At 62.9% G+C, this 16,953-nt stretch carries 18 protein-coding genes; 15 read left to right on the top strand and 3 right to left on the bottom strand.

The genetic code is table 11. The features are described from left to right. Positions 1–29 precede the first annotated feature (29 nt). Both BLW02_RS09250 and ubiA read left to right on the top strand, forming a co-directional pair. Positions 30–1,562: a CYTH and CHAD domain-containing protein gene (locus BLW02_RS09250; protein ID WP_092698019.1), complete on the top strand. Its 1,533-nt coding sequence runs from the start codon at positions 30–32 to the stop codon at positions 1,560–1,562. Between the two features lie 108 nt (positions 1,563–1,670). Continuing rightward, positions 1,671–2,540, top strand: a complete 870-nt coding sequence (ubiA, locus tag BLW02_RS09245) for a 4-hydroxybenzoate octaprenyltransferase (RefSeq protein ID WP_092698018.1) — start codon at positions 1,671–1,673, stop codon at positions 2,538–2,540. Positions 2,541–2,602: 62 nt separating this feature from the next. Here ubiA and proC read toward each other — a convergent pair whose 3' ends face one another. The 3 genes from proC to BLW02_RS09230 all read right to left on the bottom strand — a co-directional run bounded on the left by proC (position 2,603) and on the right by BLW02_RS09230 (position 5,950). Beyond that, a complete protein-coding gene (gene proC / locus BLW02_RS09240) occupies positions 2,603–3,439 on the bottom strand; it encodes a pyrroline-5-carboxylate reductase (RefSeq protein WP_092698017.1) in 837 nt (278 codons plus the stop codon). A 58-nt stretch (positions 3,440–3,497) separates the two neighbouring features. Then, the gene (glpK, locus tag BLW02_RS09235) at positions 3,498–4,991 is read right to left on the bottom strand and encodes a glycerol kinase GlpK (RefSeq protein ID WP_092698016.1); all 1,494 of its coding nucleotides are present in this window, start codon (positions 4,989–4,991) and stop codon (positions 3,498–3,500) included. Between the two features lie 194 nt (positions 4,992–5,185). Then, positions 5,186–5,950 carry a DeoR/GlpR family DNA-binding transcription regulator gene (locus BLW02_RS09230; protein WP_092698048.1) on the bottom strand — a complete coding sequence of 255 codons (765 nt, stop codon included), beginning with the start codon at positions 5,948–5,950 and terminating at the stop codon, positions 5,186–5,188. 236 nt (positions 5,951–6,186) lie between these two features. Here BLW02_RS09230 and BLW02_RS09225 point away from each other — a divergent pair, with 236 nt between their 5' ends. From BLW02_RS09225 to rplF, 13 genes are all read left to right on the top strand, one after another. Then, a complete protein-coding gene (locus BLW02_RS09225) occupies positions 6,187–7,260 on the top strand; it encodes an ABC transporter ATP-binding protein (RefSeq protein WP_092698015.1) in 1,074 nt (357 codons plus the stop codon). 3 nt (positions 7,261–7,263) lie between these two features. Continuing rightward, entirely contained in the window at positions 7,264–8,337 is a 1,074-nt protein-coding gene (locus BLW02_RS09220) for an ABC transporter ATP-binding protein (RefSeq protein ID WP_092698014.1), read from the top strand. Further along, a complete protein-coding gene (locus BLW02_RS09215) occupies positions 8,334–9,230 on the top strand; it encodes a carbohydrate ABC transporter permease (RefSeq protein WP_066784398.1) in 897 nt (298 codons plus the stop codon). The genes BLW02_RS09220 and BLW02_RS09215 overlap by 4 nt, the downstream gene beginning before the upstream one ends. Continuing rightward, complete coding sequence (locus tag BLW02_RS09210; RefSeq protein WP_066698015.1) at positions 9,223–10,035, top strand: carbohydrate ABC transporter permease; 813 nt, start codon at positions 9,223–9,225, stop codon at positions 10,033–10,035. Before BLW02_RS09215 ends, BLW02_RS09210 begins: the two co-directional genes overlap by 8 nt. A gap of 157 nt (positions 10,036–10,192) precedes the next feature. After that, a complete protein-coding gene (locus BLW02_RS09205; protein WP_092698013.1) occupies positions 10,193–10,501 on the top strand; it encodes a DUF2160 domain-containing protein in 309 nt (102 codons plus the stop codon). Positions 10,502–10,690: 189 nt separating this feature from the next. Then, positions 10,691–12,424: an ABC transporter substrate-binding protein gene (locus BLW02_RS09200; protein WP_092698012.1), complete on the top strand. Its 1,734-nt coding sequence runs from the start codon at positions 10,691–10,693 to the stop codon at positions 12,422–12,424. Between the two features lie 199 nt (positions 12,425–12,623). Continuing rightward, a complete protein-coding gene (locus tag BLW02_RS09195; protein ID WP_092698011.1) occupies positions 12,624–14,240 on the top strand; it encodes a glycerol-3-phosphate dehydrogenase/oxidase in 1,617 nt (538 codons plus the stop codon). 170 nt (positions 14,241–14,410) lie between these two features. Then, positions 14,411–14,779, top strand: coding sequence for a 50S ribosomal protein L14 (gene rplN, locus BLW02_RS09190; protein ID WP_024813852.1), 369 nt, complete (start codon positions 14,411–14,413; stop codon positions 14,777–14,779). Positions 14,780–14,788: 9 nt separating this feature from the next. Next, the gene (gene rplX / locus BLW02_RS09185; protein WP_026435326.1) at positions 14,789–15,109 is read left to right on the top strand and encodes a 50S ribosomal protein L24; all 321 of its coding nucleotides are present in this window, start codon (positions 14,789–14,791) and stop codon (positions 15,107–15,109) included. 9 nt (positions 15,110–15,118) lie between these two features. Continuing rightward, positions 15,119–15,658: a 50S ribosomal protein L5 gene (gene rplE, locus BLW02_RS09180; RefSeq protein ID WP_092698010.1), complete on the top strand. Its 540-nt coding sequence runs from the start codon at positions 15,119–15,121 to the stop codon at positions 15,656–15,658. 8 nt (positions 15,659–15,666) lie between these two features. Beyond that, positions 15,667–15,972 carry a 30S ribosomal protein S14 gene (gene rpsN, locus BLW02_RS09175; protein WP_007861712.1) on the top strand — a complete coding sequence of 102 codons (306 nt, stop codon included), beginning with the start codon at positions 15,667–15,669 and terminating at the stop codon, positions 15,970–15,972. Between the two features lie 20 nt (positions 15,973–15,992). Then, positions 15,993–16,388: a 30S ribosomal protein S8 gene (rpsH, locus tag BLW02_RS09170; RefSeq protein WP_008906523.1), complete on the top strand. Its 396-nt coding sequence runs from the start codon at positions 15,993–15,995 to the stop codon at positions 16,386–16,388. Positions 16,389–16,413: 25 nt separating this feature from the next. After that, complete coding sequence (rplF, locus tag BLW02_RS09165) at positions 16,414–16,947, top strand: 50S ribosomal protein L6 (protein ID WP_026435323.1); 534 nt, start codon at positions 16,414–16,416, stop codon at positions 16,945–16,947. Positions 16,948–16,953 lie beyond the last annotated feature (6 nt).

The raw sequence follows: 16,953 nt of genomic DNA, 5'->3' as shown, positions 1-16,953 counted from the left end.
TGGCGCCGTGACCTGGCCAGACACACACCATGCCCTCTACCAGCCAGCACGGCCCGGGTGCAGAGCTTGAAATCAAGCTGGCCCTGCCCACGGCCGACCCCGCTAGCCTGGCCCGTCAACTGGCGCGTTTGCCAGCGCTGGCGCGCCGCAAGCCCGTGCGCAAGCAGGTGGACAACATCTACTTCGACACACCCGCGCAGGCCTTGCGCGCCCAACGCATGGCCCTGCGCCTGCGCCGGGTGGGCGGGGATGACGCGCCGCAGTGGCTGCAAACCTTCAAGACCAGCGACGGCGGTGATTCCGCACTGAGCCTGCGTGGTGAGTGGGAGGTGCCGGTGCCGGGGCCCGCGCTGGTGCAGGCCGCTTTGCAGGCCGCGCCCCCCTGGCAACGCCTGGACCCCGAGGGCGCGGTGTTTGCCGCGCTGCAGCCGTGCTTTGCCACGGCATTTGAACGCACGGCCTGGACGGTGCGCCGGCGCGATGGCAGTGTGATCGAGGTGGCACTGGACTTGGGGCAGATCACCAGCGGACAGCGCAGCGTGCCGATTTGCGAGCTGGAGCTGGAGCTGCTGGCGGGTGCGCCCACCGCGCTGTTCGATCTGGCGCGGCACATCGCGCTGCACATCGCCGTGCTGCCGCTGGCGGCCAGCAAGGCGCAGCGCGGCCACGCGCTGCGCGATGGCACGCTGGACACCCCCCTGCGCGCTCGCCCGCAGCGACTGGGCGGCGACGTCGCCTGGCACCACATGGTGCAGCCCGTGCTGGGCGAGATGTTTGCCCAGTTCACCGCCAACCTGAACGCTTTGCGCCATTGCGATGATCCGGAACTGGTGCACCAGGCCCGGGTGGGCTGGCGGCGCTTTCGCGGCGCCGTGCGCCTGTTCAAGCCTGCCGTGCCCGCGCAGGCGTTGCCCTCGTGGCAGGGGCTGCAACCCCTGCTGACCGCGCTGGGCGAGTTGCGCGACCTGGATGTGGCGTGTACCCAGACCCTGCCCGCGCTGCAAAACGCCTTTGTGGCCGAGTGCGCCGAGCGAATGCAGGCTTGGCAGGCCATGGAGCTGGCGTTTCGCCACGCCGCGGTGCAGCAGCGCCGGGCGGTGCGCCATGCGTTGCAGGCGCCGGCGGTGGGCTCCGACTTGCTGGCCATCACCCTGTGGCTGGACGACATGTCCCGGCCGCAGGCCTGGGGCGACAGCCCGGGTTTGCCCGGAAAAACCGTGCGCCGCTGGGTGCGCCAGCGCATCCAGCGGCTGCATGCGCAATGGAAAAAGGCGCTGCGCGACAGCACCCACGCCGAAAGCCAGCACCGCGCGCGCATTCTGGCCAAGCGCCTGCGCTACAACATCGAGGCCTTGTGCCCGCTCTTGCCCGCCCGCACGCAGCGCTGGCTGCAGCAGGCCAGCGGTGTGCAGGCGGGGATTGGCGCATCACGCGATCTGTTGCAGGCCGGTGTGCTGGCCCAGCGGCTGGCAGTGGACCGGGGCATTGTGGCGTTTCTGCGCGGCTATGCCGCCGGCCGGGCTGATGTGCCCTGGGCATCGCAGCTGCCGGGTAGCGTATAAAGCGCCTTTTCCTGGCAAGCCCGCCAGCGCGTTCGGGTGGCTGCGCTCGCCGCTTTCCTCTGCCGCCCTTTCGTCGCCCGCTCTCGTTTGTTTTCCGTTGGTTTCAGCATGACTCCTTCCCCGCGCAGCCGCTTTCCCCTGTACCTTGACCTGATCCGCTGGAATCGGCCTGCCGGCTGGTTGGTGTTGATCTGGCCCACGCTCAGCGCGCTGTGGGTGGCAGCGGGCGGGTTTCCCGGCTGGCATCTGCTGGCGGTGTTTGTGCTGGGCACCATCCTGATGCGCAGCGCCGGTTGCTGCATCAACGACGTGGCCGACCGCGACTTTGACCGCCACGTCAAGCGCACGGCGCAGCGGCCCATCACCTCGGGCCAGGTCTCGGTCAAGGAAGCGCTGGCGCTGGGCGCGGTGCTGGCCCTTGTTTCGCTCGGGCTGGTGCTCACCACCAACTGGGCAGCGGTGGCCTGGTCGGTTCCCGCGCTGCTGGTGACCATTCTTTATCCGTTCACCAAGCGCTTTTTTGCCATGCCGCAGGCGGTGCTGGGCATTGCCTTCAACTTCGGCATCGTGATTGCGTTTGCCGCCGTGCGGGGCGAAGTGCCGGCCATGGCGTGGCTGCTGTGGCTGGGCAACCTGTTTTGGGTGCTGGCCTACGACACCGAATACGCCATGGTGGACCGCGATGATGACCTGAAGATCGGCATGAAAACCTCGGCCATCACGCTCGGGCGTTTTGATGTGGCGGCCATTGTGGTGTTCTACCTGTTATTCTTGGGTTTTTGGGTGCTAGCGCTTATCCCGCTTGCGCTAGGTGCTATTTTTTATATAGCAATTGCCCTGGCGCTGGCCCAGGTAGGGTGGCACTGGTGGCTGATCCGCACACGCACGCGCGAGGGGTGTTTTCGCGCGTTTCGCATGAACCACTGGGTGGGGTTCACGCTGTTTGCCGGCATTGCGGGCAGCAGCTTGGTGGGTTGATTTGCTATTGAATAAATAGCTAATAGCGCTTACCCATAAAGCGCTAAAGGCTGTTTTGATGCTTATTTTCCAAACTCGTCGCCCAGCTCGTGCGCGCGCTGGCGGGCGGCCTGCATGGCCTGCATGAACTTCTCGGCCACCGCGTCGTGCTCCATCGACTGCAGTGCCGCATAGGTGGTGCCGCCCTTGGAGGTGACGCGCTGGCGCAGCACGGCGGGCGTTTCGTCGGAGCGGCGGGCCAGCTCTGAGGCGCCCACAAAGGTGCCAACCGCCAGCTGGTGGGCCTGCGCGGCCGTCAGGCCCATGTCGGTGCCGGCGCGGGTCATGGCTTCCAGAAAGTAGAAAACATAGGCGGGGCCCGAGCCCGACAGGGCGGTGACGGCGTCCAGCTGCGGCTCGCTATCCACCCACAGAAACTCGCCCGTCGTGGCCATGATGGCCTCGATGCTCTGGCGCTCGGGCGCACTGACGGCGGGGCGGGCATACAGCGCGCTCATGCCCTTGCCCACCAGCGCGGGCGTGTTGGGCATGGTGCGCACGATGCGCTCGGTGCCCAGCCACTGGGCGATGCTGTCCGAGCGGATGCCTGCGGCCACGCTCAGGTGCAGTGCGCCCTGCGTGTGGGCTTTGGCCTGGGCGGCCGCGTCCTTGAAGGTCTGGGGCTTGACGGCCCACACCACGATCTGTGCCCGCTGCAGCGCTGGGCCGGCTTCGGCCTGGGCTTCGATGCCATAGTTCTTGCGCAGTGCCTCACGCGCCTCGGCCCAGGGCTCGACCACCTCGATCTGGCTGGCCGGGTGGCCCTGGTGGATCAGTCCGCCAATGATGGCGCTGGCCATGTTGCCGCCGCCGATGAAGGCGATGGTGGGGAGGGATGGAGATGCGGCGGTTTGGCTCATGGGATGTGCAAGTTGGCAACAACAGGGGCCACGATGGTAGCGCCGCCGCGACTTGAGTTCACTCTGCGGTGGTTTGCCGCACGGCGTGTTCCCAGTTCGCCATCAACTCCTGCGCCCGGCCGTTGCTGAGCGTGGGTACAAAGCGCCGGTCAGCGCGCCACAGGTGCGAGAGTTCGTCGGTGCTTGCGTACACGCCGCTCGACAAGCCCGCCAGGTAAGCCGCGCCGAGGGCGGTGGTCTCGATCACGGCGGGGCGGACCACCGGGATGCCCAGCAGGTCGGCCTGGAACTGCATCAGCAAGTCGTTCACGCAGGCGCCGCCGTCCACACGCAGCTCGCTCACAGGGGCGCCACCGGCGGCCACGGCGTCGCGGCTCATGGCCAGTAGCAGCGCGGCGCTCTGGTAGGCAATGCTTTCGAGCGCGGCGCGGGCAATGTGTGCAATCGTGGTGCCGCGTGTCAGGCCGGTGATGGTGCCGCGTGCGTCGGGCTTCCAGTAGGGTGCGCCCAGGCCGGTGAAGGCGGGCACCATCATCACGCCGCCTGAATCGGGCACGCTTTGGGCGAGGGACTCCACCTCGCTGCTGTTGGTGATGGCGCGCAGGCCGTCGCGCAGCCACTGAACCACGGCGCCGCCCACAAACACGCTGCCTTCCATGGCGAACTCAGGCTGCTGGGAAGCCTGCGCTGCGCTGGTGGTGAGCAAGCCGTTTTGTGATGTCTGGAAGACATTGCCCGTATGCATCAGCATGAAGCAGCCGGTGCCATAGGTGTTCTTGGCCATGCCCGCCGTAAAGCAGGCCTGGCCGAAGAGTGCGCTTTGCTGGTCGCCCGCCACGCCGCCGATGCGGATGGGGTGACCCAGCAGGTCGGCTGCCGTGTCACCAAAGTGCGCGGCGGAGGGCAGAACCTCGGGCAGCAGGGCCTTGGGGATGCGCAGCAGCGCCAGCAGCTCGTCGTCCCACTGGTTGGTGTGCACATTGAACAGCATGGTGCGCGCGGCATTGCTCACGTCCGTCACATGCACCTGGCCGTGGGTCAGCTTCCACATCAGCCAGCTGTCCACCGTGCCAAAGGCCAGCTCGCCGCGCTCGGCCGCTTCGCGGGCGCCGGGCACATGGTCCAGCATCCATTGCAGTTTGGTACCGGAGAAGTAAGCGTCCACCAGTAAGCCGGTTTTAGCCTGGATGGTGGCTGCGTGGCCCTGTTCGCGCAGTTGGGCGCAGGCGGGTTCGGCGCGGCGGTCTTGCCACACGATGGCGTGGTGCACGGGCTGGCCCGTCTTGCGGTTCCACAGCACCGTGGTTTCGCGCTGGTTGGTGATGCCCACGGCGCGCACGGCATTGGCGGCAATGCCAGCCTTGGCCAGCGCATCGCGCGCGGTGGCCAGCTGGGTGCGCCAGATTTCCAGCGGGTCGTGCTCCACCCAGCCGGGCTGGGGGTAGATCTGCGGCAATTCGAGCTGCGCCTGCGCCACGATGTGGCCGCGTTCATCGAACACGATGCTGCGGGAGCTGGAGGTGCCTTGGTCGAGTGCGAGCAGGTAGGTCATAGAAGAATAGGTTTGTCAGGCATGTAGTTCGGCCCCAACTTGGAGAGCTGGCCCTTGAAAGCGCGCAGCCGATGCCAGTGACCGCCGCGCAAGGGCCGCCCCGCAGCGCTGGCGGTGTCCCCCTTCCCGAATTGCATCGCAATTCGAGAGAAGGGGGAAGGCGCGAAGCGGCTCAGGGGGATGCACTCCATCTTTCAGGCGGCCACGGTGCAGATGACGCCAGCATCTTGCAACAAGGCAGGGAAGGGCTCAGGCGGCGGCGCATCCGTAAATAGCCGCCCAATCTGATTGAGCGTGGCCAATTGCACCATGGCCGGGCGGTTGAACTTGCTGTGGTCGGCGGCCAGCCACACTTCGCGCGACTGCTCGATGATGGTTTGCGCCACCTTCACCTCGCGGTAGTCAAAGTCGCGCAGCGAGCCATCGGGCTCGATGCCCGAGATGCCGATGAGCGCGATGTCCACCTTGAACTGGCGGATGAAGTCCACCGCCGCCTCGCCCACGATGCCCCGGTCGCGCGCGCGCACCACCCCGCCAGCAACGATGACCTCGCACTCGGGGTTGCTGCTGAGGATGGCGGCCACATTCAGGTTGTTGGTGATGACGCGCAGGCCCCGGTGGTGCAGCAGCGCCTTGGCAATGGCCTCGGTGGTGGTGCCGATGTTCAGGATCAGTGAGCAGTCGTTGGGCACCTGTTCGGCCACGGCGCGCGCAATGCGGGCTTTGCCATCGGCGTGCAGGGTTTCGCGCTGGGTGTGGGCCAGGTTCTCCACCGTGGAGCTGGGCACGCGCACGCCGCCGTGAAAGCGGGTAAGCAGGCCAGATTCCGCCAGGCGCTGCACATCGCGGCGCACCGTCTGCAGTGTGACCCCCAGGGTGTCGGCAAGCTGTTCCACCGTGGCGGATTTGCGCGCACGCACTTCTTCAAGCAGTTGGAGTTGGCGGGGATTGGTGTTCACGGTGGGGGGGGCTGGGTGCATGGGTTGTCACCGACTTGTAACAAAGTTGAAATATCTGATCGGCGCGTCGATGGAGCGTTTAAGACTGTAAAGCGAAAAAAAACGAATGCATTAAGGGTAAACCTTGATTCGATTCGAACAAAAAAGAACAAAAATGAACAAGTTCGAAAGTTGTGGGCTGCAGCTTAGGTGCGCAGTCCTTTCACACAGGCCCAAGGGGCGGAAGAGGATGCTTCATGCAGCTGGCGTTGGACAGCATCAGCAAGAAAGTCGGGGCGCAGACCTGGCTGTATGACATGAGCCTGGCGCTGCAAAGCAATGCCGTGACGGTGTTGCTGGGCGCGACCCAGGCGGGCAAGACGAGCCTGATGCGCATCATGGCGGGGCTGGACGTGCCCACGCAGGGGCGCGTGCTGGTGGATGGCAAGGATGTGACGGGCACCCCTGTGCGCGACCGCAACGTGGCCATGGTGTACCAGCAGTTCATCAACTACCCCTCGATGAAGGTGTTTGACAACATCGCCTCGCCCCTGAAGCTGCGCGGCGAGAAAAACATCGATGCCCGCGTTCGCGAACTGGCCAGCCGCCTGCACATCGAGATGTTTCTGGACCGCCTGCCCGCCGAGCTGTCGGGTGGCCAGCAGCAGCGCGTGGCGCTGGCCCGTGCGCTGGCCAAGGGCGCGCCGCTGATGCTGCTGGACGAACCCCTGGTGAACCTGGACTACAAGCTGCGCGAGGAACTGCGCGAGGAGCTGACCCAGCTGTTTGCCGCCGGGCAATCCACCGTGGTGTATGCCACCACCGAGCCGGGCGAGGCCCTGCTGCTGGGCGGCTACACCGCTGTGATGCACGAAGGCCGCTTGCTGCAATACGGCCCCACGGCCGAGGTGTTCCATGCACCCAATTCGCTGAGCGTGGCGCGCGCTTTCAGCGACCCGCCGATGAACCTGATGACCGCCACCCGCCAGGACGGCGGCGTGCGCCTGAGCGACGGCACCGTCCTGCCACTGCCTTTGCCCCCCACGGCCAGCGCCTCGCTCACCGTGGGCGTGCGCGCCAGTGCGCTGCGCGTGCAGTCACGGCCGGGCGATGTGGAAGTGCAGGGCGTGGTGGAGCTGGCCGAGATTTCGGGCTCTGACACCTTTGTGCACGTGGACACGCCCTGGGGCGAGCTGGTGGCCCAGCTCACCGGTGTGCATTACTTTGAACTGGGCGCACAGATTCGCCTGCACCTGAACCCGGCCCAGGCCTATGTGTTCGGTGCGGACGAGGCTCTGGTGCTGGCCCCCCAGCGCGCGGGAGGACGCTGAACCATGGCACATATCCAGCTGGATCTGGCCCATTCCTACCGGCCCAACCCGCAGCAGGACAGCGACTACGCGCTGCTGCCGCTCAAGATGGACTTTGAAGACGGTGGTGCCTATGCGCTGCTGGGCCCCTCGGGCTGCGGCAAGACCACCATGCTCAATATCATGTCGGGCCTGCTGGTGCCTTCGCACGGCAAGGTGCTGTTCGATGGCCGCGATGTGACGCGCGCCACGCCGCAGGACCGCAACATTGCCCAGGTGTTTCAGTTCCCGGTCATCTACGACACCATGACGGTGGCCGAGAACCTGGCCTTCCCGCTGAAGAACCGCAAGGTGCCCGAGGCGCAGATCAAGCAGCGCGTGGGCCAGATTGCCGAAATGCTGGAGATGAGCCACCAGCTCGACATGCGTGCGGCGGGCCTGTCGGCCGACCAGAAGCAGAAGATATCTCTGGGCCGTGGCCTGGTGCGCTCTGATGTGGCGGCGGTGCTGTTCGACGAGCCGCTCACCGTGATCGACCCGCACCTCAAGTGGCAATTGCGCCGCAAGCTCAAGCAGATTCACCATGAACTCAAGCTCACGCTGATCTACGTGACGCACGACCAGGTGGAAGCGCTGACCTTCGCCGACAAAGTGGTGGTGATGAGCCGTGGCCGCGTGATGCAGCTGGGCACGCCCGATGCGCTCTTTGAAAAGCCCGCGCACACCTTTGTGGGCCACTTCATCGGCTCGCCCGGCATGAACTTTTTGCCCGCCGTGGTGGATGGCGCCACGCTGCAGGTCGCTGGCCAGCGCATGGCATTGCCTGCGCGCAGCTTGCCCGCAGGCGCTTTACAGGTGGGCGTGCGGCCTGAATATCTGGCGCTGTCTGCCCCGCAAGCCGCAGGCGCACTGCAGTGTCGCGTGGCACAGGTGCAGGACATTGGCACCTACCAGATGCTTACCGCCCAAGTGGGCGATCACACCATCAAGGCCCGCGTAGCCCCCGAGGTGGCCTTGCCCGCGGTGGGCGACAGCATCTGGCTGCAGGCGCTGGGTGAGCACACCTGCTTCTATCAAAACGAGGAGTTGTTGGCATGAGTACAACGACCAAACCCGTCAACCAGAAAGCCTGGTTCCTGATCCTGCCCGTCATCATCTGCGTGGCCTTCTCGGCCATCCTGCCGCTGATGACGGTGGTGAACTACTCGGTGCAGGACATCATCAGCCCCGAGCGCCGCGTGTTTGTGGGCACCGAGTGGTTCGTGCAGATCATGCGCGACGAGGAGCTGCACGCTGCGCTCTTGCGGCAGATCACCTTCTCGCTGGCGGTGCTGGCGGTGGAGATTCCGCTGGGTATCCTGCTGGCGCTGTCCATGCCCGCGCAGGGCTGGAAGTCGTCGGCAGTGCTGGTGGTGGTGGCGCTGTCGCTGCTGATTCCGTGGAACGTGGTGGGCACCATCTGGCAGATTTATGGCCGTGCCGACATCGGCCTGATGGGCCGCCTGCTGCAGGAGATGGGCATTGACTACAGCTACACCGGCAACGCCACGCAGGCGTGGCTCACGGTGCTGCTGATGGATGTGTGGCACTGGACACCGCTGGTGGCGCTGCTGGCGTTTGCCGGGCTGCGCTCCATTCCTGACGCGTACTACCAGGCTGCGCGCATTGACGGTGCCAGCAAGTTCGCGGTGTTCCGCTACATCCAGCTGCCCAAGATGCGTGGCGTGCTGATGATTGCCGTGCTGCTGCGCTTCATGGACAGCTTCATGATCTACACCGAGCCCTTTGTGCTGACGGGTGGCGGGCCGGGCAATGCCACCACGTTCCTCAGCCAGTACCTCACGACCAAGGCCGTGGGCCAGTTTGACCTGGGGCCTGCTGCAGCGTTCTCGCTGATCTATTTCTTCATCATCCTGCTGCTGTGCTTCATCCTCTACAACTGGATGCAGCGCGTGGGCACCGTCAGCGACGAAGGGGCTGGCCATGAATGAAAAGCGCTTCCAGAAGCGGACGCTGTTCCTGTTCGCGTACCTGCTGTTTGCCGTGTTGCCCATCTACTGGATGATCAACATGAGCTTCAAGACGAACGAGGAGATCCTTTCGACCTTCACGTTCTTCCCGCAGCACTTCACCTGGGACAACTACAAGACCATCTTCACCGATGAGAGCTGGTATTCGGGCTACATCAACAGCCTGATCTACGTGAGCATCAACATGGTGATCACGCTCACCGTGGCCTTGCCAGCGGCCTATGCGTTCTCGCGCTACAGCTTCCTGGGCGACAAGCATGTGTTCTTCTGGCTGCTGACCAACCGCATGACGCCGCCCGCCGTGTTTCTGCTGCCGTTCTTCCAGCTCTACACCACCGTGGGGCTGATGGACACGCACATCGCCGTGGCGCTGGCTCACTTGCTGTTCAGCGTGCCGCTGGCGGTGTGGATTCTGGAAGGCTTCATGAGCGGCATCCCGCGCGAGATTGACGAGACGGCGTACATCGATGGCTACAGCTTTCCGCGCTTTTTCCTCACCATCTTCCTGCCGCTCATCAAGGCGGGTGTGGGTGTGGCGGCGTTCTTCTGCTTCATGTTCAGCTGGGTGGAGCTGCTGCTGGCCCGCACGCTGACCAGCGTGAACGCCAAGCCCATCGTCGCCACGATGACGCGCACGGTGAGTGCGAGCGGCATGGACTGGGCGACGCTGGCTGCTGCTGGTGTGCTGACCATCGTGCCGGGTGCGATCGTGATCTGGTTTGTGCGCCACTACATCGCCAAGGGCTTCGCCATGGGCAGAGTGTGATGCACCCCCTGAGTCGCCTGCGGCGCCTTCCCCCTCCAGGGGGACGACGCCCTCGCTGCGGGGCGGCCCTTGGCTTGCGTCCCTGGCTTTGGGGCGCGCCGGTGGGAACGTGCTTTGGCGGTATCTGACGCCACGCTAACGGAAAGGAATGCTTCAAATGTTTGACTGGATGGCCTGGACCACGCCCGTGGCCGTGTTCTTCACCTGCATCGTGCTCATGCTCATCGGCATGACGGTGTGGGAAATCAAGTCGCCCACCACCATGCGCAAGGGCTTTCTGCCCATTGCCACCACGCGGGGGGATCGCCTTTTCATCGGCTTGTTGTCGGCCGCTTATGTGAACCTGATTTTTGTAGGCTTGAGCGGGCGCATGGCGCAATGGCTCAGCCTGGAGAGCGAGCCTTCGGTGTGGATTAGCTTCGTCTTGTCGATGGCGTTGCTGGGGCTGATTCTGCGCAAGGGTTGACGGATATTTGCTATTGAAATGAGAGCTGGTAGCGCTTTTCAATAAAAGGTTTGAGCATTAAAAGTGTTTTAAACCCTTTGAAATCAAGCGCAGGCAGCTATCGTTTTTGACGGTGTGCCAAGCGCCGGCCTGATTCCCCCCGGGGCCGGTGTTGTTCTACCCAAGGGGGTTCCATCTGAGGAGACAGCAATGAAGGTGCAGTTCAAGGCGATTGCGTTCGCCGCCGCGACCCTGGTTTTGGGTCACGCCGCCTGGGCCGGCGAGGCAGAGGCCAAGAAGTGGATCGACAGTGAGTTTCAGCCATCCACGCTGAGCAAAGACCAGCAGATGGCCGAGATGAAGTGGTTCATCGAAGCCGCCAAAAAGCTGCAGACCAAGGGCGTGAAGGAAATCTCGGTCGTCTCCGAGACCATCACCACCCACGAGTACGAAGCCAAGACCCTGGCCAAGGCCTTCACTGAAATCACCGGCATCACCGTCAAGCACGACCTGATCCAGGAAGGCGACGTGGTCGAGAAGCTGCAGACCTCCATGCAGTCGGGCAAGTCGATTTACGACGGCTGGATCTCTGACTCCGACCTGATCGGCACCCACTACCGCTACGGCAAGATCCTGAACCTGACCGACTACATGGGCGGCGCAGGCAAGGAGTGGACCAACCCCGGCATCGACATCAAGGACTACATCGGCACCAAGTTCACCACCGGGCCTGACGGAAAGATGTACCAGTTGCCCGACCAGCAGTTTGCCAACCTGTACTGGTTCCGCGCCGACCTGTTTGAGCGCAAGGACATCAAGGACAAGTTCAAGGCCAAGTACGGCTACGACCTGGGCGTGCCACTGAACTGGTCCGCCTACGAAGACATCGCCGAGTTCTTCACCAACGACGTCAAGCAGATCGACGGCAAGGCCATCTACGGCCACATGGACTACGGCAAGAAGGACCCATCGCTGGGCTGGCGGTTCACCGATGCGTGGCTGTCGATGGCCGGTACTGCCGACATTGGCGCGCCCAACGGCCTGCCCATCGACGAATGGGGCATTCGCGTGGCTGACGACAAGTGCACCCCTGTGGGCGCCAGCGTGGCCCGTGGCGGTGCGACCAACTCGCCAGCCGCCGTCTACGCGCTCACCAAGTACGTGGACTGGATGAAGAAGTACGCGCCCAAGGAAGCCATGGGCATGACCTTCGGCGAAGCCGGCCCTGTGCCCGCGCAAGGCCAGATCGCCCAGCAGATCTTTTGGTACACCGCCTTCACGGCCGACATGACCAAGCCCGGCCTGCCCGTGGTGAACGCCGACGGCACACCCAAGTGGCGCATGGCCCCCGGCCCCAACGGCCCTTACTGGAAGCAAGGCATGCAAAACGGCTACCAGGACGTGGGCAGCTGGACCTTCTTCAAGGACCACGACGCCAACAAGACGGCTGCCGCCTGGCTCTATGCCCAGTTCGTGACCGCCAAGACCACTTCGCTCAAGAAGACATTGACTGGCCTGACCCCTATCCGCGAATCGGATATCCAGAGTAAGGCCATGACCGATGCAGCGCCCAAGCTGGGTGGTCTGGTGGAGTTCTACCGCAGCCCCGCCCGCGTGGCATGGTCGCCCACCGGTACCAACGTGCCTGATTACCCCAAGCTGGCCCAGCTGTGGTGGAAGAACGTGGCCCAGGCCGTGACGGGTGAAAAGACCCCCCAAGGCGCCATGGACACGCTGGCTGACGAGATGGACCAGGTGATGGCCCGTCTGGAACGCGCTGGCATGGCCAAGTGCGCGCCCAAGCTGAACAAGAAGGAAGACCCCACCAAGTGGCTGAGCGACAAGCAAGCCCCTTGGAAGAAGCTGGCCAACGAAAAGCCAAAGGGTGAAACCATCGCGTACCAAACCCTGCTGGACGCCTGGAAGGCTGGCAAGGTGCGCTAATCAGCGCTGGTCTGACGGGTTCCACGGCCCGTCAGACCCATTCCCGGGGTGGGCAGTTTTTTCCTGGCGCCCCGCAGGAGGCTCTGGCTTCAGGCCCCCTGCCGATCCAGAAGATCGGCAGCTGGTGGCCATGCACCAAGGTCGAAAAATTAAGGGTAAACCCTTACTTCATGCCCTATCCCATGGACAATCGGATCCCATGACCAACGTTTCTGCACCCCTCTCCACCCAGCGCTCCGATTTGTTGGACCGCCTGGCCCAGCCGCATGTCTACGATCTGGCCGTGATCGGCGGCGGAGCAACCGGCCTGGGTGTGGCGCTGGACGCTGCCGCGCGAGGGTTCAGCGTGGTGCTGGTGGATTCACATGACTTCGCCAAGGGAACGTCGTCGCGCGCCACCAAGCTGGTGCACGGAGGCGTTCGCTACCTGGCACAAGGCAACATCTCCCTGGTGCGCGAGGCACTGCATGAGCGCACCACGCTGCTGAGCAACGCGCCCCATCTGGCGCAACCCCTGGCCTTCGTGATGCCCTCCTATCGCTTTTGGGAGACACCGTTTTATGGCATCGGCCTCACGATGTATGACGCCCTTGCAGGCAAGGCCGGCCTGGGTTCCACCCAATTCCTGGGGCGTGAACGCACCCTCCAGTGCCTGCCCACCGCCCGGCAGGATGGGCTCAAGGGTGGGGTGAAGTACTGGGACGGCCAGTTTGATGACGCCCGCCTGGCCTTGGCTCTGGCCCGCACTGCGGCAGCCCGGGGCGCTCTGCTGGTCAATTACTGCCCCGCCAAAAAGCTGGTGCATGAAGGTGGGCGCGTGACTGGCTTTGAGTGTGAAGACGCTGAAACCGGCCGCTCCTTCACTGTGCGGGCCCGCTGCGTGGTGAATGCCACTGGCGTGTGGGTGGATGGGCTGCGCCAAATGGATGGCGAAGCCATCGGCAAGCCCGTCAAACCCATGGTTGCCCCCAGCCAGGGTGTGCACATCGTGGTGGATCGGGAATTTTTGCCATCCGACCACGCGCTGATGGTGCCCAAGACAGCCGACGGGCGGGTGCTGTTTGCCGTGCCTTGGCTGGGCAAAGTCATTCTTGGAACCACCGACAGCCCGCGCCAGGACGTGGTGCGCGAGCCGCTCCCATTCAAGGAAGAAGTAGCCTTCATCCTGAATGAATCTGCACGTTATCTATCGCGCGCGCCCAAGCAGGAAGACATTCGCAGCATCTGGGTGGGCCTGCGTCCCTTGGTCAAACCGCAAGATGAAGATGGCGGTAACACCAAGAGCATCAGCCGCGAACACACCGTGCTGGCCAGCCGCAGTGGCTTGGTCACCGTGACGGGCGGGAAATGGACCACCTACCGCGCCATGGCGGAAGATGTGCTGCAAAAGTGCTTCGACACGGGGGTGCTGCCTCCCAGGGCGGCTGGCATTACCAATCAGCTTCCGCTGGTCGGATCACCTGTAGGTGCAGTTCAGCACAGCATCAGCGACGCCCCTGGCATCCATCTCTATGGCGCAGAAGCCGCCGCAGTGGCGTCCTTGCCAGGGAGTGCCAAGGAGTTGGGCGGAGGCTTGACGGAAGCCATGGTGCGCTTTGCCGCGCGGTTTGAATACGCACGAACGGTGGAGGATGTGCTCGCACGCCGTTCTCGCCTGCTGTTCCTTGATGCGCGCAAAGCCATCGACATGGCCCCTCGCATTGCGGCTTTGCTGCAGGATGAGCTGGGCGCTGACCCCCAGCTCGGAGCATTTCTGACGTTGGCGCAACAGTATTTGCACATTCCTGGCGAACAGGCGCTTGACTTCCCGGAATAGCTTTGCAATAATCAAAGGCTTCGCGTTTCCTACGTGAAGTTTCTGCCCAGCGGGAAGTGCTGCAAATGGTTTGCGGTGCGGACGACGGGCCCAAGACTGACTGGCTGATTTGCAGCCCTTGAGAAGTTCTCTGGGGCTGTTGTCTTCTGGTGCAAGTTGGGAATATTGAAATGATCCAGACAGAATCTCGGTTAGAGGTTGCCGACAATACCGGCGCTAAATCCGTCCTTTGCATCAAGGTGCTGGGTGGCTCGAAGCGTCGTTATGCAAGCGTTGGCGACATCATCAAAGTGAGCGTTAAAGAAGCTGCTCCGCGTGGTCGCGTCAAAAAAGGCGAGGTCTATAGCGCGGTGGTGGTTCGTACGGCGAAGGGTATTCGTCGTGGCGATGGCTCGCTCGTTAAATTCGATGGCAACGCTGCAGTGTTGCTGAATGCAAAGTTGGAGCCCATCGGCACCCGCATCTTTGGACCCGTGACGCGTGAACTGCGTACCGAGAAGTTCATGAAGATCGTGTCCCTGGCTCCTGAAGTTCTCTAAGGACGCGCCATGAACAAGATTCGCAAGGGCGACGAAGTCATCGTGCTGACCGGCCGTGACAAGGGCAAGCGCGGCACAGTGTCGTTGCGCAAGGATGACTCCTATCTCGTCATCGACGGCATCAACCTGGTCAAGAAGCACGCCAAGCCAAACCCCATGAAGGGTACGACGGGCGGCATCGTTGAGAAGGCTATGCCCATCCATCAGTCCAACGTGGCCATCTTCAATGCGGCTACCGGCAAGGCTGATCGCGTAGGCATCAAGGTGCAGGCTGACGGCGCACGCGTTCGCGTGTTCAAGTCGAGCGGCGCTGAAATCAAGGCGGCCTAAGGGGTAAACATGGCACGACTGCAAGAAATTTACCGCGACAAAGTCGCTCCCGAGCTGATCAAGCAGTTCGGTTACACCTCGCCGATGCAAGTCCCGCGTCTGACCAAGATCACGCTCAACATGGGTGTGAGCGAAGCAGTTTCGGACAAGAAGGTGATGGACAACGCCGTGGCCGACCTGACCAAGATCGCTGGTCAGAAGCCTGTGGTGACCAAGGCCAAGAAAGCTATCGCCGGTTTCAAGATCCGCGAAGGCCAGGCCATTGGTTGCATGGTCACGCTGCGCGGCGTGCAGATGTATGAGTTCCTGGACCGTTTCGTGACCGTGGCCCTGCCGCGCGTCCGTGACTTCCGTGGTATCTCCGGTCGTGCTTTTGACGGCCGTGGCAACTACAACATCGGCGTCAAGGAACAGATCATTTTCCCTGAAATTGAATACGACAAGGTCGATGCCTTGCGCGGTCTCAATATCAGCATCACCACGACGGCCAAGTCCGACGAAGAAGCCAAGGCTCTCCTCGCTGGTTTCCGTTTCCCGTTCAAGAACTGAGGCGAAGCATGGCTAAAGTAGCTTTGATCCAGCGCGAACTGAAGCGCGAAAAATTGGCAGCCAAGTACGCAACCAAGTATGCGGAACTGAAGGCGATTGCTGGCGATGCCAAGCGCAGCGATGAAGAGCGTGATGCAGCCCGCCTGGGCCTGCAAAAGCTCCCCCGCAATGCAAATCCTACGCGTCAGCGTAACCGTTGTGAAATCACCGGTCGCCCACGTGGAACATTCCGTCAATTCGGTCTGGCCCGCGCCAAGATCCGCGAACTGGCTTTTGCAGGCGACATCCCTGGTGTCACCAAGGCCAGCTGGTAAGCAGGCAGGAGAGATACAACATGAGCATGAGTGATCCTATCGCTGACTTGCTGACCCGCATTCGCAACGCACAAATGGTCGCCAAGGCCACGGTGCTGGTGCCTTCTTCCAAAGTGAAGATTGCCATCGCCCAAGTGCTGAAGGACGAGGGTTATATCGACGGCTTCCAGGTGAAAACCGAAGCTGGCAAGTCTGAACTTGAAATCGCCCTGAAGTACTACGCAGGCCGTCCCGTGATTGAGCGCATTGAGCGTGTCAGCCGCCCTGGACTGCGTGTCTACAAAGGCCGTGATTCCATTCCACAAGTCATGAACGGTCTGGGTGTGGCAATCGTCACAACCCCCAAGGGCGTGATGACTGATCGCAAGGCGCGCGCTACCGGTGTCGGTGGTGAAGTGCTCTGCTACGTGGCCTAACCCGCGGCATTGAGGAGAAACTGAAATGTCCCGAGTAGGAAAAATGCCTGTGACCATCCCCGCTGGCGTGGATGTGTCCGTGAAAGACGACCAGATCTCTGTCAAGGGTTCTGGTGGTGTGCTGACGCTTGCGCAGAATGTGCTGGTGAAGGTGTCAAGCAATGATGGCAAGCTCAGTTTTGAGCCTGCGAACGAGTCCCGCGAAGCGAATGCCATGAGCGGCACGATTCGCCAGTTGGTCAACAACATGGTGATCGGCGTCAGCAAGGGCTTTGAAAAGAAGCTGAGTCTGGTTGGTGTGGGCTACAAGGCTGCGGCCACTGGCGCTCGTTTGAACCTGGCGGTCGGTTATTCGCACCCCGTGAATTTCGATATGCCTGCTGGCATCACGGTTGCAACCCCAACGCCTACGGAAGTGGTCGTGAAGGGTGCTGACCGTCAGCGCGTGGGTCAGATCGCCGCTGAGATTCGTGCCGTTCGTCCGCCCGAGCCCTACAAGGGCAAGGGTATCCGCTATGCGGACGAAAAGATCACGATCAAAGAGACCAAGAAGAAATAAGGAGCT

Origin of the sequence: Acidovorax soli (genome assembly GCF_900107605.1) — a bacterium.
Lineage (GTDB): Bacteria > Pseudomonadota > Gammaproteobacteria > Burkholderiales > Burkholderiaceae_C > Acidovorax > Acidovorax soli.
This window is presented reverse-complemented; position numbering and strand designations above follow the sequence as displayed.

Coding starts and splice junctions, on each gene's coding strand:
- rpsN (WP_007861712.1), top strand. CDS start 15,667: ATGGCTAAAGTAGCTTTGATCCAGCGCGAACTGAAGCGCGAAAAATTG.
- proC (WP_092698017.1), bottom strand. CDS start 3,439: ATGAGCCAAACCGCCGCATCTCCATCCCTCCCCACCATCGCCTTCATC.
- rplE (WP_092698010.1), top strand. CDS start 15,119: ATGGCACGACTGCAAGAAATTTACCGCGACAAAGTCGCTCCCGAGCTG.
- BLW02_RS09205 (WP_092698013.1), top strand. CDS start 10,193: ATGTTTGACTGGATGGCCTGGACCACGCCCGTGGCCGTGTTCTTCACC.
- rplF (WP_026435323.1), top strand. CDS start 16,414: ATGTCCCGAGTAGGAAAAATGCCTGTGACCATCCCCGCTGGCGTGGAT.
- BLW02_RS09250 (WP_092698019.1), top strand. CDS start 30: ATGCCCTCTACCAGCCAGCACGGCCCGGGTGCAGAGCTTGAAATCAAG.
- ubiA (WP_092698018.1), top strand. CDS start 1,671: ATGACTCCTTCCCCGCGCAGCCGCTTTCCCCTGTACCTTGACCTGATC.
- BLW02_RS09210 (WP_066698015.1), top strand. CDS start 9,223: ATGAATGAAAAGCGCTTCCAGAAGCGGACGCTGTTCCTGTTCGCGTAC.
- BLW02_RS09220 (WP_092698014.1), top strand. CDS start 7,264: ATGGCACATATCCAGCTGGATCTGGCCCATTCCTACCGGCCCAACCCG.
- glpK (WP_092698016.1), bottom strand. CDS start 4,991: ATGACCTACCTGCTCGCACTCGACCAAGGCACCTCCAGCTCCCGCAGC.
- BLW02_RS09225 (WP_092698015.1), top strand. CDS start 6,187: ATGCAGCTGGCGTTGGACAGCATCAGCAAGAAAGTCGGGGCGCAGACC.
- rplN (WP_024813852.1), top strand. CDS start 14,411: ATGATCCAGACAGAATCTCGGTTAGAGGTTGCCGACAATACCGGCGCT.
- BLW02_RS09200 (WP_092698012.1), top strand. CDS start 10,691: ATGAAGGTGCAGTTCAAGGCGATTGCGTTCGCCGCCGCGACCCTGGTT.
- BLW02_RS09195 (WP_092698011.1), top strand. CDS start 12,624: ATGACCAACGTTTCTGCACCCCTCTCCACCCAGCGCTCCGATTTGTTG.
- BLW02_RS09215 (WP_066784398.1), top strand. CDS start 8,334: ATGAGTACAACGACCAAACCCGTCAACCAGAAAGCCTGGTTCCTGATC.
- rpsH (WP_008906523.1), top strand. CDS start 15,993: ATGAGCATGAGTGATCCTATCGCTGACTTGCTGACCCGCATTCGCAAC.
- rplX (WP_026435326.1), top strand. CDS start 14,789: ATGAACAAGATTCGCAAGGGCGACGAAGTCATCGTGCTGACCGGCCGT.